13 protein-coding genes and 1 pseudogene are annotated in these 14,406 nt (G+C 44.1%); 6 read left to right on the plus strand and 8 right to left on the minus strand.

The window, feature by feature from the left end:
• Positions 1 to 2 precede the first annotated feature (2 nt).
• The 6 genes and pseudogenes from ddaF to rsmD form a co-directional block, all read right to left on the minus strand.
• Positions 3 to 1,280 carry a dapdiamide A synthase gene (gene ddaF, locus IQ209_RS14715; RefSeq protein ID WP_193851999.1) on the minus strand — a complete coding sequence of 426 codons (1,278 nt, stop codon included), beginning with the start codon at positions 1,278 to 1,280 and terminating at the stop codon, positions 3 to 5.
• Positions 1,281 to 1,284: 4 nt separating this feature from the next.
• On the minus strand, positions 1,285 to 2,019 hold the full coding sequence (locus tag IQ209_RS14720; protein ID WP_228005900.1) for a thioesterase II family protein: 735 nt from the start codon (positions 2,017 to 2,019) through the stop codon (positions 1,285 to 1,287).
• Complete coding sequence (locus tag IQ209_RS14725; protein ID WP_193852010.1) at positions 2,016 to 3,497, minus strand: non-ribosomal peptide synthetase; 1,482 nt, start codon at positions 3,495 to 3,497, stop codon at positions 2,016 to 2,018. The genes IQ209_RS14720 and IQ209_RS14725 overlap by 4 nt, the downstream gene beginning before the upstream one ends.
• Entirely contained in the window at positions 3,425 to 4,450 is a 1,026-nt protein-coding gene (gene sbnA, locus IQ209_RS14730; protein ID WP_193852000.1) for a 2,3-diaminopropionate biosynthesis protein SbnA, read from the minus strand. Before sbnA ends, IQ209_RS14725 begins: the two co-directional genes overlap by 73 nt.
• 411 nt (positions 4,451 to 4,861) lie before the next feature.
• Positions 4,862 to 4,990: pseudogene (locus tag IQ209_RS14735) on the minus strand (IS5/IS1182 family transposase); the annotation flags it as partial.
• 160 nt (positions 4,991 to 5,150) lie between these two features.
• Positions 5,151 to 5,726 carry a 16S rRNA (guanine(966)-N(2))-methyltransferase gene (gene rsmD, locus IQ209_RS14740; RefSeq protein WP_193852001.1) on the minus strand — a complete coding sequence of 192 codons (576 nt, stop codon included), beginning with the start codon at positions 5,724 to 5,726 and terminating at the stop codon, positions 5,151 to 5,153.
• Positions 5,727 to 5,953: 227 nt separating this feature from the next.
• Here rsmD and ftsY point away from each other — a divergent pair, with 227 nt between their 5' ends.
• The 5 genes from ftsY to IQ209_RS14765 all read left to right on the plus strand — a co-directional run bounded on the left by ftsY (position 5,954) and on the right by IQ209_RS14765 (position 11,385).
• Positions 5,954 to 7,411, plus strand: coding sequence for a signal recognition particle-docking protein FtsY (gene ftsY / locus IQ209_RS14745; protein WP_193852002.1), 1,458 nt, complete (start codon positions 5,954 to 5,956; stop codon positions 7,409 to 7,411).
• Positions 7,412 to 7,417: 6 nt separating this feature from the next.
• The gene (gene ftsE / locus IQ209_RS14750; RefSeq protein WP_193852003.1) at positions 7,418 to 8,083 is read left to right on the plus strand and encodes a cell division ATP-binding protein FtsE; all 666 of its coding nucleotides are present in this window, start codon (positions 7,418 to 7,420) and stop codon (positions 8,081 to 8,083) included.
• On the plus strand, positions 8,076 to 9,050 hold the full coding sequence (gene ftsX / locus IQ209_RS14755) for a permease-like cell division protein FtsX (protein WP_193852004.1): 975 nt from the start codon (positions 8,076 to 8,078) through the stop codon (positions 9,048 to 9,050). Before ftsE ends, ftsX begins: the two co-directional genes overlap by 8 nt.
• A gap of 208 nt (positions 9,051 to 9,258) precedes the next feature.
• Positions 9,259 to 10,116, plus strand: coding sequence for an RNA polymerase sigma factor RpoH (gene rpoH / locus IQ209_RS14760; RefSeq protein WP_193852005.1), 858 nt, complete (start codon positions 9,259 to 9,261; stop codon positions 10,114 to 10,116).
• Between the two features lie 129 nt (positions 10,117 to 10,245).
• Positions 10,246 to 11,385 (plus strand): glycerate kinase, encoded by a 1,140-nt coding sequence (locus IQ209_RS14765; protein WP_193852011.1) that lies wholly within the window; start codon positions 10,246 to 10,248, stop codon positions 11,383 to 11,385.
• 17 nt (positions 11,386 to 11,402) lie between these two features.
• On the opposite strand, the gene IQ209_RS14770 is transcribed toward IQ209_RS14765, so the two are convergent.
• Positions 11,403 to 12,617, minus strand: a complete 1,215-nt coding sequence (locus IQ209_RS14770) for an MFS transporter (protein ID WP_193852006.1) — start codon at positions 12,615 to 12,617, stop codon at positions 11,403 to 11,405.
• 137 nt (positions 12,618 to 12,754) lie between these two features.
• On the opposite strand from IQ209_RS14770, the gene IQ209_RS14775 reads away from it, so the two are divergent.
• The gene (locus tag IQ209_RS14775; RefSeq protein WP_193852007.1) at positions 12,755 to 13,225 is read left to right on the plus strand and encodes a MarR family transcriptional regulator; all 471 of its coding nucleotides are present in this window, start codon (positions 12,755 to 12,757) and stop codon (positions 13,223 to 13,225) included.
• A gap of 102 nt (positions 13,226 to 13,327) precedes the next feature.
• Here IQ209_RS14775 and IQ209_RS14780 read toward each other — a convergent pair whose 3' ends face one another.
• A complete protein-coding gene (locus IQ209_RS14780) occupies positions 13,328 to 13,630 on the minus strand; it encodes a helix-turn-helix domain-containing protein (RefSeq protein ID WP_193852008.1) in 303 nt (100 codons plus the stop codon).
• Positions 13,631 to 14,406 lie beyond the last annotated feature (776 nt).

A 14,406-nucleotide genomic window follows, 5' to 3' on the forward strand; every position in this document is an offset into this window, starting at 1 on the left:
CTTTATTCAATTACCGTTAAGCCGCTATGATAAAAATCGCTTTCAGTGGAACGAATTTCAGCAATGACCTGATTGAGTGAGGATGAGTTGTTGCTGATGGCAATAACAACGCCCGGTGAACTGAGCAGATCATTAGTTTCTTGCTGAATTTCACCGGGGGAATAGTGGTAGTTGACGCTAATAACGCCTTCAATTTTGATAAACTGCTCTTCTGGTGATGTTTGCACTTTACCTTTAGTGGGCGAAATCATGTAAACATAAGCCGCATGCTTATGGCCCAGAAAGTCACGAGGTTGACGAATTTCCTGTTGGAATCTCACTGGATAAAGGACGGCCTGCACCAGTTTGCTGATCTGCGAATGCCCCAAGCACTCTTCGATAATATAAGGGTCGGCTCCACCTGCGACTCTGGCGCCAATTTCAATCAGTACCGGCCCGCGCGGCGTCATCATGATCTCCGCATGAAACGCGCCATTTTCAATGCCAAGCGCCTGACATACTTGTATGGTATAGCTGGTTAGTGTATTGAAGTCAGCATCGTGCTGATAATAAAGATATTGTGTTTCATAAACCGGAAAATTTTTGTACTGTTTCTTTTTCGATTGCCATAGGTCGGTAAAGAAATATTGCCCCTGACAGGCAATACCATTAACGACAAATTCCTCTCCTTCAAGGAATTCCTGACATAACACTTCGTGATTCTGATTTCCGAACAGATCATTCTTGCTCTTAATGGCAGTAAAAGCCTGCTCAGCCTGTTTGATATCGTGGCAAATAAAAACGCCATCCGTACCCGCGCTTTGTACCGGTTTTAACACTACTGGCCAGCGATTATGGTTTTTCAGCCAGCACAGTAGTTCATCGCGATACTTGATCAGGTTTTGCTTAATGGAGGCGACATGATGGCGTGCAAGTTGTTCTTGCATCAGAAACTTGTTGCGTCGGGCTGTTGAAAGTTCAATTGGATTGCTGAAGGGAAGCGCCAGCTCAGCGTTTAGTTGATCCACCAATGGAACAGCGCTCTCGCTGCCAGCCAGAATCGCCTTGATAGCATAAGATTGTAGCTCGTGGAGTAGCGCCTCTATGTCACCATCATAAACGATATGCCTGTCACTCCGGATGCTGGCCAGTTGGTTATCTCCAATAAAGGTTGCAGGCAAAAAGGCGGATTGAATATGCAGGCAAAAATATCCCAACGCCTGAAAAGCCGGAATCAGATATTTGCTTCCGGACCAAGCATCAATAATCACAATAACTTCTTTGTTGTTCAAAATCGGCATGGTTTTATTCCTGACCTTTGTTGATTTGGTGACTACCTGATTGTCTGACTATAGCTGAAATATCCGTCGCAACCTCACTTAGACAGTGATACCAGTAGAAATGATCGCCGGGATAGGTCTTGCTTCCTGCGAAAGCGCAGCTGTAATTTGCCCAATCCTGCATTTTTTGGTTACGTTCCTCTTCCTGCTCTCCCCATAGGGTATACAGAGGGAGAGTTAGCGGTAAGCGAATTGCTGGTTGATACTGATGATAAAGTCGATAATCTTGCCGAATTAAGGGCAAATAGGTTTCCATCAGAGTGGGTTGTTTAGCCAACTGCGATGTCATGCCCCCCGTCTCCACCAGATGTTGAATAAAATCCAGGTCGGATAATTCGTAATAACGTGGCATATTCGGATTCCGGCTGTGCGCTGGCAACGTGCTGGATACGATAATGCACCGCAGGTTCTCTGTGAATTGCTGCTCGGACATGAGACAAGCGATCTCATAGGCCAGCGCTCCTCCCATGCTGTGACCAAACAGAGCAAAAGGCCGTCCGTCAGCACGAATGATGATGTCATTGGCCAAATCATGAGCAGCCTGTTCAAACGTTGAGTAAACAGGTTCATTCATGCGAGAAAAATGCCCTGCATAATCAAGAGGAATCCACTTTATATCCGAATCAATATGTGCCGACCAACCCAGGTAGTGATGCGCTCCGCCCCCTGCGTGGGGCAAGCAAAAAATCAGATTCATCATTGCGCCTCTGTCTGCTCTGTGTACGAATTCAACCAGACAGCCATTTTACGAATAGTCGGATATTTGAAGATATCTGCCAGCCCTACTTTATGTGGCATCACTTTGTTCAATTCAATCAACAGAATCATTGCCGTCATTGAGTTGCCACCAACAGAGAAAAAGTGATCATTCAGACTCAGAGAATCACGCATCAGTATTCGCTGCCAAATACACAGAATCTGATGTTCAGTCGCAGAAACGGGATCTTCAGTAACGGTTTCGCTAGATTTATTCTGGTAGTTTTGCCAGTGGTTCAGCAGGAATTTATGGTCAAGCTTCAGATTGTCAGTCAGCGGCAATGTATCAAGCTGTTGCCAGTGTTCAGGCACCATATAAGCGGGTAATTTCTGGTTAAGCTGTTTTGCAAGATCGGCAAATGTCAGGTTGCCAGCATCGGTGTACCACACGACAGAAGCCAGAAGAGCATGCCCAGAAGATAATTTGATTGGTGTCACTGCGGCATATTGTACACCGGGCAATTGTGCCAGATGGTGCTGCACGTCAGACAGCTCAATGCGATATCCGTTGATTTTGACCTGATCATCAATGCGACCGAGGAACAGCAAGTTTTTCTGTTCATTTTGTCGTACCAAATCGCCGGTACGGTAGTAACGCTGTCCGTTGAGGGTAACAAAAGCCCGTGAAGTGAGTATTGGTGCATTGTAATACCCGAGCGAAAGGTGTGGCCCTGCGACCAATAATTCCCCCGCAGTTCCAAGTAAACAGGGCTGTTCATTCTCATCCAGAATCAGACATACCACGTTTTCAAACGGTTGACCGATATGGGGTATTTCACCTTTGATCTCACAAAATGTGGTATTAATGGTATTTTCAGTAGGGCCGTAAACGTTGATGTAAATTTTCTTGCTTGCAGCCAGTTCCTGCCAGAGTTCGGTGTTAATAGCCTCACCACCAACAATCACTAATTGCAGTGCATCACAGGTTTCATCCAGTCCCGCGTTTAATAGCACTTTTAAGTGTGAAGGTACTAAATCGATGTTAACAATATGGTGGTTATGCAGATAATTCACTAATTCAAAGGGGGATTTTCTGACCTGATCACTAACAACGTGCACACTGTAACCTAAGGCCACCAGAGCCAGCCGTTCAAGGGAACTGTCAAAGCAGAATGACGCATTGACGACGACATGTCCTTCAGTAACACCATGTGGCTGATAAATATTACGCTGATGGCTATCTACCAGATGTAACAGTGATTCATGGCTGACAACCACACCTTTGGGGGTTCCAGTTGTGCCGGAAGTATGGATGATATAGGCGGGTGTTCCGATTGCCGGTAGCTCTGTTCGTGGCTTTGGAGTGAGTGTAGTCAGGGTAATGCCATGTCCTGTATTTGATGCATGTATCAAGACTTGTACATGCGCTTGATGCAGAATCCCCTCAATGCGAGATTGGGGCCATTGATCGTCAAGCGGCAGATAAACGCCACCTGCCTGCCAAACGTGAGGTCACACCATTCATCGTTATAAACGGTATCAATGTAATTGCTGCCCATATCGGGTGAAATCGCTACCACAATGGCATCTTTGGGTATATCAGTCTGAAGACGTTTCACTGCGGCTAATACCGTACCCGTAGAAGCCCCCGCAAGATAACCAAAACGACGCGCAGCATCGCGGCAGCTCGCAACAGTTTCTGCTTCGGGGATCTGAATCAACATATCGACGCGGCTTTTGTCAAAAAAATGGGGCTGTACGCTAGAGCCAAGTCCCGGCAAATAACGTGGGCTACCGGGCGTACCAAAGGTAACGGAGCCGATGGAGTCAACGGCGATGAGTTGGGTTTTAGGGGAACAGCGGCGAAAGAAATTGGCACATCCCATCAATGTTCCCGTAGTACCCGCACCGATGAATAGGTAGTCAACTTTGCCGAACTCGGTCAAAATAGATTTTGCTGTCATTTCGGCGTGTACTGTTGGATTAGCCATATTTTGGTATTGGTTCAGCCAAATAAGATCGGGATCTTGTTTTATCGCAGAACGAATGTATGCCAAACGATTACCTAAATAACCGCCTTGTTCATCTTTTTTTTCAATAAGGATGATATCTGTCCCCAAAGCGCGCATCATTTTAATATTCTGCAAAGACGTATTTTTATCTACTACACAGGTAAAATGTAATCCTTTTGATGCGGCAATAATGCTCAATGATAGCCCAAGATTACCGGAGCTTGACTCAATAAATCGTTTTGTTTTGTCTAATCCTTTGTTGGTAATGGCATCGCTGATAAGTGCGATGGCCGTTTTCATTTTTATAGAACCCCCAGCATTCAATCCTTCCACTTTGACGAAGAGATCTGTATGACAGCAAAATTTATTGAATTTTATGAAAATATTATCGTTAACTATCTTATCTACTGAGCTAAACTGCATAATTCCTCTTTATTATAAATGTATAAATTTAACTTCTATACTTAGAGTGATTTATTCAGTAATGCATACTAATTTGCTAAACATACTTCCTAATACAACATAATATGTTGTCTGTTGTACAAAAAGCGTTTGCAGGCACACAGTGACACACATTCGTAATGTGCTACAACCGTTGGTTCTGTCGCATTAACAGAGGAAGCGCGTCAGAAGAGGGTGCGATTATTTTTATTCAGCCAGTTGATAGAAAAATGCGGCGGGTGAAATCGGACATTCCGGCTATTTTTTAAATCCCGGCATAGGCTCGGTTCGCTGTTTGATGCTGCGATGGTTATTTAAAAGTTGGCGGTTATCGTTAAATGGATTTTTGTCGAATGTCCACCACAACTTTTACCCATCGCCTCATCATTGTCTGATGCTGCTCCATTTGCCAAATTCTGGGGGTAAATCGCGCCTGGGCTTGCTGGTTCGCATTTGATAAAGAATATCTTCCAACGTCAAACGATGCTCAGGTTTGTTATATACCCACCCCGTGTGTTGCATTAATGCAGATAGCTTATTCCAGTAGAGATCTGTTAATATAGTTCGCGGCATGATGATGAGGCTTGGTTGTTTTTTGACGAAAGTAATTATACCAAATCATCATGTTGTCTAATAATTCCTCGCAAAACGTCAACACGCCCTAAGCCGTCTAGACACTGGATTATTGATGGCGAATATATAAACGATAAGCAACTTGTCCGGCCGTTTTTTGCCGATGAAGTTGCCAGTTTGGGGGAACTTCTGTTACAGATTCTGCTTCTGCCTCAACATAAATCCAGCTTTCTTCTGCCAGCCAGTTATTGGCTTCCAATAAATTGATTGTTTCAGTCAACATCCCCTTACGAAATGGTGGATCGAGGAAAACCACATCAAACGGTGTTCCGGTGTTGTTAAGGTATTGTAGTGCATTACCTTGCACCACATCGGCATTTTCAGCTTTCAGCAAGGCCAGGTTAGCCGATAGTTGTTTCGCCACATTACGATCATATTCAATTAAGGTCGTGTGGCTTGCATAACGAGACAAAGCTTCAAATCCAAGCGCTCCGCTACCTGAAAAACAATCCAGGCAACGAGCACCCTGAATCACTGGCATAAGCCAGTTAAAAAGTGTCTCGCGGACGCGATCTGTTGTTGGACGCAGGCCGTCACTATCAGGAACCGGCAATTTTCTTCCGCGCCATTTTCCGCCAATAATGCGGATTTGTCCCAAAGACAGACGCTGTGGTTTTTTAGTCATAATTTACATAACTTAAATATTTGCCATCCGCCGCGACTTAATAATATCTGGCGGAGACAAAAAGTGAGTGAAAACGAAGATATCCATTGATTAATTTACCACGAAATCCTCTATAGATATGTGTTGTGGTGTGATGAAAATGTTAGACTGGATTCATTACCGTTAGAACCTATCTCAGTGGATATAACAGCATATATCTAACTTAACCGCGAGGAGTGTAGTGGCCGATGGCAAAAGAGAAAAAAAGAGGTTTCTTCTCTTGGTTTGGACTTGGTCGTCAAGATAACAAACAGCAAGAAGAACAAGCTGAACAAGAAAGAGTCGCAGCGGAAGAAGTAGCCCGCTGTGCGGCAGAAGAGGCGGAGCAGCAGCGTTTAGCGGAAGAAGCCGCCCGTCGTGCAGCAGAAGAAGCAGAGCAGCAGCGTTTAGCGGAAGAAGCCGCCCGTCGTGCGGCAGAAGAGGCGGAGCAGCAGCGTTTAGCAGAAGAAGCGGCCCATCGCGCGGCAGAAGAGGCAGAACAGCAGCGTTTAGCGGAAGAAGCGGCCCGTCGTGCAGCAGAAGAAGCAGAGCAGCAACGTTTAGCGGAAAAAGCGGCCCATCGCGCGGCAGAAGAAGAGGCAGAGCAGCAGCGTTTAGCGGAAGAAGCCGCCCATCGCGCGGCAGAAGAGGCGGAGCAGCAGCGTTTAGCAGAAGAAGCGGCCCGTCGTGCGGCAGAAGAGGCAGAAGAACAGGCGGCCTTACCTAAGGAACAAGAACGGCCGACTAAAGAAGGATTTTTTGCTCGTCTGAAACGCAGTTTAGTTAAAACTCGTCAAAATCTTGGTTCTGGCTTCTTGGGACTATTTCGTGGCAAAAAAATTGATGATGATCTGTTTGAAGAGCTGGAAGAACAGTTATTGATTGCAGATGTGGGCGTTGAAACGACCCGTAAGATCATTACTAACTTGACAGACCATGCCAGCCGTAAAGAATTGAAAGATGCGGAAGCACTTTACTCTAAACTAAAAGAAGAGATGTCAACCATTCTGGCGAAAGTTGATAAACCGCTGGAGATAGAAGGCAAATCACCTTATGTCATTCTGATGGTGGGAGTAAATGGTGTTGGTAAAACGACCACGATTGGAAAGTTGGCGCGTCAATATCACTCCCAAGGTAAATCTGTCATGCTGGCGGCTGGAGATACCTTCCGCGCCGCCGCAGTAGAGCAGTTACAGGTTTGGGGGGAACGCAATAAAATTCCGGTGATATCCCAACATACGGGGGCAGATTCCGCCTCGGTGATTTTTGACGCCATCCAGTCAGCCAAGGCTAAAGGTATTGATGTCCTGATTGCAGATACCGCTGGGCGCTTGCAGAACAAATCCCATTTGATGGAAGAACTGAAAAAAATCGTTCGTGTGATGAAAAAACTGGACGAAGACGCACCTCATGAAATTATGCTGACTCTGGATGCCAGCACAGGTCAAAATGCAGTAAGTCAGGCTAAACTATTTCATGAAGCTGTGGGATTGACGGGTATTTCACTGACCAAACTGGATGGTACTGCGAAAGGGGGCGTTATCTTCGCTATTGCCGACCAATTTGAGATCCCAATCCGCTACATTGGTGTGGGTGAAGGCATTGAAGATCTCCGTCCATTTAAGGCAGACGATTTTATTGAGGCTCTTTTTGCCAGAGAGGATTAACTATCAATGATTCGCTTTGAACAGGTCAGTAAAGCCTATCTGGGAGGGCGGCAGGCGCTGCAAGGGGTGGATTTTCATCTACTTCCAGGAGAAATGGCATTTTTAACCGGTCACTCAGGGGCCGGTAAAAGTACACTTTTGAAACTTATCTGTGGTATTGAACGCCCTAGCGCAGGCCATATTTGGTTTTCTGGTCATGACATTAGCCGACTAAAATCCCGTGAGATCCCTTTTCTGCGCCGTCAGATCGGCATGATTTTTCAGGATCATCACCTGCTTTTGGACCGTACCGTATACGAGAATGTCGCTATGCCGCTGATTATCTCAGGGGCAAGTGCTGAAGACATTCGTCGACGGGTATCTGCGGCGTTGGATAAGGTCGGCTTACTGGACAAAGCGAAAAATTCCCCCATTCAGCTTTCCGGTGGAGAACAACAGCGTGTTGGTATCGCCCGCGCGGTGGTGAATAAGCCAACCGTATTGCTGGCAGATGAACCGACGGGAAATTTGGATGGAGCATTATCAGAGGGGATCATGCGTCTGTTTGAAGAATTTAACCGGGTTGGCGTGACGGTTCTGATGGCTACCCATGATACTGCTCTAATTGAACGAAGAAAATATCGTATTTTGACCCTGAATCAGGGACGTATGCAAGGAGGACATCATGGCTAAGTATGTCCGTCATTCAACGAAAAAAACACAGTCCCCAAAATCCAAATCACTAAAAGGGGGATGGCGTGTACAGTGGCGTTATGCGTGGAAAAGTACGCTGTCCGATATGTTCCGCCAACCGCTGGCAACGTTGCTGACTGTTATGGTGATAGCGATTTCCCTGACCTTGCCAAGTGTGTTTTATATTGTTTGGAAAAACGTCAATCAAGCAGTGATGCAGTGGTATCCCATCCCACAACTCACGGTCTATTTGGATAAGTCACTGAATGACAATAGTGTCAAGCAGGTGATTGATCAGTTGAAAGGCATGGATGGCGTGAAATCGGTCAATTACCTTTCCCGTGACGAAGCCGTAAACGAATTCCGTGCATGGTCAGGTTTTGCCAGCGCACTAGATTTGCTGGAAGAAAACCCTCTACCGGCAGTTGCCGTCGTCTCTCCTAAATTGAATTTCCAAGATTCTCAGGCGCTAACAACATTGCGTGATCAAGTTGCACAAATTAAAGGCATTGAAGAAGTCAGAATGGATGATAGCTGGTTTGCCCGCTTGACCGCGTTGGCTGACCTTGTTGGCAGAATTGCTGCCGTGATAGGTATCTTGATGGTGGTTGCGCTGCTCCTGGTCATTGGTAATAGTGTTCGGCTGAGTATCTTTAGCCGTCGTGAGACAATTAACGTCATGAAGCTGATTGGGGCAACGGATGGGTTTATTTTGCGTCCTTTCCTCAATGGTGGAGCCTTATTGGGGATTCTGGGGGCAATATTATCCTTGATCCTCTCCTCTCTGCTGGTGTGGAAACTTTCCAATGTGGTCACAGAAGTGGCGAGTGTTTTCGGTACCCGCTTTATACTGCATGGTTTGGAGTGGGATGAAGCACTCTTATTAGTGCTTATTTCGGGTATGATTGGTTGGATAGCTGCATGGTTTGCGACAATTCAGCATTTACGTCGTTTTAGGCCAGAATAAAGGTGTAGCAGGGCTTGCTGAACTGTTGGGCTTAATTGTTGTCAAAGTCACAATTATGGTTTTGTATTGATATTCACACAACCGAGACGATTTGAATATGATCTTTACGGTGGTAAAATAGGCATATCTTTGGCTTGAATAAACCTTACTGGTGAACTCAGGCAAACTTGAAGGCCATCAATTTGGATCTAATTTTGAGAGAATTTGAATGACAAAAGAAATGCAAACTTTGGCGTTAGTTCCACAAGGTAGTTTGGAAGGGTACATCCGTGCCTCCAATGCTTATCCTATGCTTTCTGCCGAGGAAGAGAAGGAACTGGCAGAAAGGCTGCATTACCAGGGAGATCTGGATGCAGCGAAAAAGCTGATTCTTTCTCACCTGCGCTTCGTTGTTCATGTTGCCCGCAGTTATGCCGGTTATGGTCTGCCGCAAGCGGATTTAATTCAGGAAGGTAATATTGGCCTGATGAAAGCGGTTCGTCGCTTTAATCCAGAAGTGGGCGTACGTCTGGTTTCTTTTGCTGTTCACTGGATTAAGGCAGAAATCCATGAATATGTATTGCGTAATTGGCGTATTGTGAAGGTCGCAACAACAAAAGCTCAGCGTAAGCTGTTCTTTAATTTGCGCAAGGCTAAACAACGTCTGGGGTGGTTCAATCAGGATGAAATTGAACTGGTTGCCAAAGAATTGGGCGTGACCAGCAAAGATGTCCGAGAGATGGAATCCCGTATGTCAGCGCAGGATATGGCATTTGATATGTCCTCTGATGATGACAGTCATGATAGCCATCCAGTGGCTCCGGTGCTGTATTTGCAAGATAAGGCTTCTGACTTTGCCGATGGCATTGAAGAAGATAACTGGGAAACTCACGCTGCGGATAAACTTTCTGTGGCGATGGAAGGGCTGGACGAACGTAGCCAGGACATCATTCGTTCTCGTTGGTTGGACGATGACAATAAAACCACCTTGCAAGAATTGGCCGATAAATATGGCGTATCTGCTGAACGTGTTCGGCAGCTAGAAAAAAATGCCATGAAGAAATTGCGACTGGCTATTGAAGCGTAATCTCTTAACTGCGAAAACTTGCTGGATTAAAAAGCGATAATTTGTTTATCGCTTTTTTTATGTGTGCAAGATAATCAGCAGTGAACAGCAAAATAACAATCAGTGTCAGAAAGCCGAGGAAATTCCATGATGAAAATTGTGATTGCTCCAGATTCATTTAAGGAAAGTTTGAGTGCCTTGCAGGTGGCGCAGGCAATAGAGCGGGGATTTAAAGAGATTTATCCACAAGCAGACTATATCAAGCTACCTATGGCGGATGGCGGCGAAGGGACCGTCGAATCACTGGTGGCTGCAACCGGAGGAAAACGTATCGTGTGTACTGTTACTGATCCTTTGGGACAACCTGTTGAGACATTCTTTGGTTTGCTTGGCGATGGAAAAACCGCAGTGATTGAAATGGCTGCCGCTTCTGGTTTGCACTTGGTGCCGATGAAACAGCGTAACCCACTGATAACGACGAGTTATGGAACAGGAGAATTGATTCTGGCTGCATTGGAACAGGGAATACACAAACTGATTTTAGGCATTGGCGGCAGTGCAACCAACGATGGTGGTGCAGGTATGATGCAGGCACTTGGTGCAAATTTATTGGATGGTGACAGTCGTATTCTGCCATTCGGTGGCGCGGCATTAACCCGGCTGGAAAGTATTGACTTAACAAACCTTGATCCACGTCTCAAGCAAATTGAATTTACTGTAGCTTGTGATGTGAATAACCCATTATGTGGTGAACAGGGAGCGTCAGCGGTATTTGGTCCACAAAAAGGCGCGACACCGGAGATGGTGAAATCATTAGATTCTGCATTGCGTCATTATGGCATGAAAATAGAATCCCTAATGGGAAAAAGCGTGATTGATACTGCTGGTGCTGGTGCTGGTGCGGCTGGAGGGATGGGCGCATCCTTATTGGGGTGTTTGGGAGCAAGATTACAGCCAGGTATTGAGATTGTTATCGAAACCCTGCAACTGGAAGAAGCGATTCAGGGTGCAGATCTGGTCATTACGGGAGAAGGTCGTCTGGATAGCCAGACCATATACGGTAAAACGCCCATTGGTGTTGCCCGTGTTGCGAAAAAGTTTGGTATTCCCACCATTGCGTTAGTTGGGGGAATGAGCCGAGACTACCATGTTGTGCATCAGCATGGACTGAATGCGGTCTTTTCCATCATACCGGAGGTTTGTTCCCTTGCTGATGCCCTTGCCAATGGTGCCGATAATTTGCGGATAACGGCACGGAATATTGCAGCGATTTGGGCTATTTCCCATTAAATGCTACTCGATGAGCACTATCGCCGTTTACTGTGCCGTTGAGTCATAATGGCAGTGAAACCGATAGATACAGCAAATAACAACGCTCCCATTAAAAATACCCATTCATAGTGGTTATTGAATAACAAGAAACTGCCAACCATTGGGCCAACAGCCATTCCCATATATCGAATAAAATTATAAAGCCCAATCACAGTTGCCCGTTCTTCCACAAATGTTGTTAACAGTAAAGCGGCGTGTGTAGGTGTCGATATCCCCAGAGTGAAACCGTATAAAGCGGTGACAATGATTAACGAGGGAATACCAAATCGATATGTGATGGAAAACAACAGGATTAAAGCCAGATTTAGCAAGCTGCTGACAATCAGGCCATTTATCTTAGATAACCGATGATGGAGTAAACGATAGCTATAGCTGCCAACAATCATTGCCAGTGATATGGGAATGTACATCCAACCGATATCGGCAGGGCTGAAATTATATTCATGGTCTAAGATGATGGGTAAAAAAGTCAAAAAACAGAAATAACAATAGAACAGCATAAAGCCAATACAGAAAACGGATTGCGCGATGCGATCTGACAAAATCTGGCCGAACTGCCAAAACACGCTTTTGGCACTTGCTGACTGTTTTGGCTTATTTTCTGGTCTGGTTTCGGGTTTCGTTTCTGGTAACCAAAGCAAGTTACTGATAAGTATTAGCCCACCGATAACAGCAATAAATTGGAAAATCGCAACATATCCGTTTAATTCGGCTAAATAGCCGCCGAGCAACGGTCCCAAAGCAGGAGTCAGCGTTAACAACATCTGATAAGTGCTGATGGCTTTGGCACGATGTTGTTCTTCGTACAGATCACCAATAATTGTGGCTGCAATAACAGGAATAGATGCAATCCCAATAGCTTGAACTATTCGAAAGGCAATCAGCCAATAAATATCGGAAGCCATTGCACAGCCAACAGATCCAATGACGGAAATAGTCAGAGCAGGAAGTAAAACGGCTTTACGGCCTTTACTGTCCGCTAATGGCCCATATACGATTTGCATAATAGCTAAAACAAATGTGAATGCTGATACAGTCAGGTTTACTAAAGGTAGTGGCGCATTGAATAGCGCCTGTATGACAGGAATAACGGGAACATAGATATTTTGTGCAAGAGATCCTAATAGGGCGCTGAAGCATACCAGGTAGAAAATCACGTTTACATTACGAATTGAGTTACATTTATTCATTTTTTTCTCCGTTTTGTTTCCATGGAAACAATATGAAGGTTAATAAATGGGGAGATTTTGTAAAGATCTTTTTTTGCTTTTTTTGTTATGATGCAAATAATATTTCCAAGGAAAATATTATTTTGGAAAAGTCGTAAATGAGTAACAGTATAGTTTACCAACGTGAGATCCTTGCCGCAGTTAATCACTTGATACATCTAAGAGACGGTATTAAGAGAGGGCATAATGAAGAGACACTCCGCGAATATGGACTCAGTGGCTATTCATTGTCTGAATTACATGTGATCCAGTGTATAGGAGAATCGGTATTATTAAATATCACAAGTATCAGCCAGACGCTGGGGATGACCAAGGGTGCTATCTCAAAGATCTGTGCAAAACTTCTTCAGCGCGCTATCGTTGAAAAACTGAAAATGGTAGATAACCAGAAAGAGATCTATTTCAGCCTCACTGACGAAGGAAAGCAGATATTTTCTGCGCATGAAAAACTGCATCGGCAAATAGAAGCCAGATGGTTGCAAATATTGGAAAACTATTCGCCGGAAGAATTGATGATCATTAGGCGATTTATTGCCGATATATCGGATATAGTGGGCCACTCTCGATAATGAAATGCCGCAATGTACCGTGGTATGACAAGAATCAGAAGCCTGAATGGGATAATTTAAATCAGTAAATAACAGGCTTCTGACGAAGTTATCTTGCCTCGTTCAACAACCATTCTTGCCTATAATTGTCTCGGCAATGGGGATATATTGATCTGTAATTTTATTAACAGTATTGTTCTCTTTCTTGACTGGTTTGCAATCTTCGAAAAACCATTGAATTGGTGTATTAAATATACCGGCAATAACAACGAGATGGGAGAGGTTGATCCGATTCACTCCCGTTTCGTAACGTGAAAGTTGCTGTTGACTGAGGCCAAGTTTATTTGCTAATGCTGTAGCAGTGATACCCAGCTCTTTCCTTTTGGTCTGAATACGTTTTCCGACTAATAGGTTTGCATCTTCCATATCTCATCCTTTTTTCATTAGTAAGTTATGGCGTCATCAAGGAGAATTGCCGAAGCTTAAAATGAGTTCGATTTTTGCCCCGCTGGTTGCTCGTAAAATAGAGCCTGCCTTGACGGATTATCGTTCACGGTATGCCTATTGTTACCACCTGATTCGCCGTTTTTGTTTTCTAACATGCGTTTTGTTTTTGTAGTCCTTGTCTTATGGCTACCTCTGTATATTTTTCGGTTAAGTTACCGATGCGGCTTAAACAGAGGTCCTATTCTCCTTGCATGAAAGATAACCAATATGTTCCTGATTTTTATTTTATGGGATTTTGTATATTTAAATAAATTTATTTTGTTGATTTTTAATGATTTTTAGTTAACTGATTAAGGTAAACATGCAAAAAACAGTAAATTTTTGTCTAACCTCATGTTTGTTGATATGTATCATTCTTGTTGATGATTTCCTTGAGGTTATAAACTGGACAAAATATACCAAACTGTAAACATAATCCTACATAATTTAACCTAAGTCAAATTTCATTACATACTACAAATCATTCCATTTAAGCAATTATAATATATGAATTTTTTTTGTTATTCACATATTTTGTTGCATCATCATAATATTGTTGGTGAAAAAATATTACTTGATGCCAGTCAAGTATTGCCAGATCATCCAGAATTAATGTTTTAAAAGCATTACATATCCAAAATTTAATTCTATTTATCGATAATCAGACGGATTATAAATCTAAACTAGACAGTTTGGTATATTTTGTCCAGTTTATA

Source organism: Xenorhabdus sp. BG5 (genome assembly GCF_015163665.1).
GTDB lineage: Bacteria > Pseudomonadota > Gammaproteobacteria > Enterobacterales > Enterobacteriaceae > Xenorhabdus.

What these genes read in the sequence shown, in the direction of transcription:
- ftsY (WP_193852002.1), top strand. Translation starts at nt 5,954, where the DNA reads ATGGCAAAAGAGAAAAAAAGAGGTTTCTTCTCTTGGTTTGGACTTGGT.
- ftsX (WP_193852004.1), top strand. Translation starts at nt 8,076, where the DNA reads ATGGCTAAGTATGTCCGTCATTCAACGAAAAAAACACAGTCCCCAAAA.
- rsmD (WP_193852001.1), bottom strand. Translation starts at nt 5,726, where the DNA reads ATGACTAAAAAACCACAGCGTCTGTCTTTGGGACAAATCCGCATTATT.
- IQ209_RS14770 (WP_193852006.1), bottom strand. Translation starts at nt 12,617, where the DNA reads ATGAATAAATGTAACTCAATTCGTAATGTAAACGTGATTTTCTACCTG.
- ftsE (WP_193852003.1), top strand. Translation starts at nt 7,418, where the DNA reads ATGATTCGCTTTGAACAGGTCAGTAAAGCCTATCTGGGAGGGCGGCAG.
- sbnA (WP_193852000.1), bottom strand. Translation starts at nt 4,450, where the DNA reads ATGCAGTTTAGCTCAGTAGATAAGATAGTTAACGATAATATTTTCATA.
- IQ209_RS14765 (WP_193852011.1), top strand. Translation starts at nt 10,246, where the DNA reads ATGAAAATTGTGATTGCTCCAGATTCATTTAAGGAAAGTTTGAGTGCC.
- IQ209_RS14775 (WP_193852007.1), top strand. Translation starts at nt 12,755, where the DNA reads ATGAGTAACAGTATAGTTTACCAACGTGAGATCCTTGCCGCAGTTAAT.
- ddaF (WP_193851999.1), bottom strand. Translation starts at nt 1,280, where the DNA reads ATGCCGATTTTGAACAACAAAGAAGTTATTGTGATTATTGATGCTTGG.
- IQ209_RS14780 (WP_193852008.1), bottom strand. Translation starts at nt 13,630, where the DNA reads ATGGAAGATGCAAACCTATTAGTCGGAAAACGTATTCAGACCAAAAGG.
- IQ209_RS14720 (WP_228005900.1), bottom strand. Translation starts at nt 2,019, where the DNA reads ATGATGAATCTGATTTTTTGCTTGCCCCACGCAGGGGGCGGAGCGCAT.
- rpoH (WP_193852005.1), top strand. Translation starts at nt 9,259, where the DNA reads ATGACAAAAGAAATGCAAACTTTGGCGTTAGTTCCACAAGGTAGTTTG.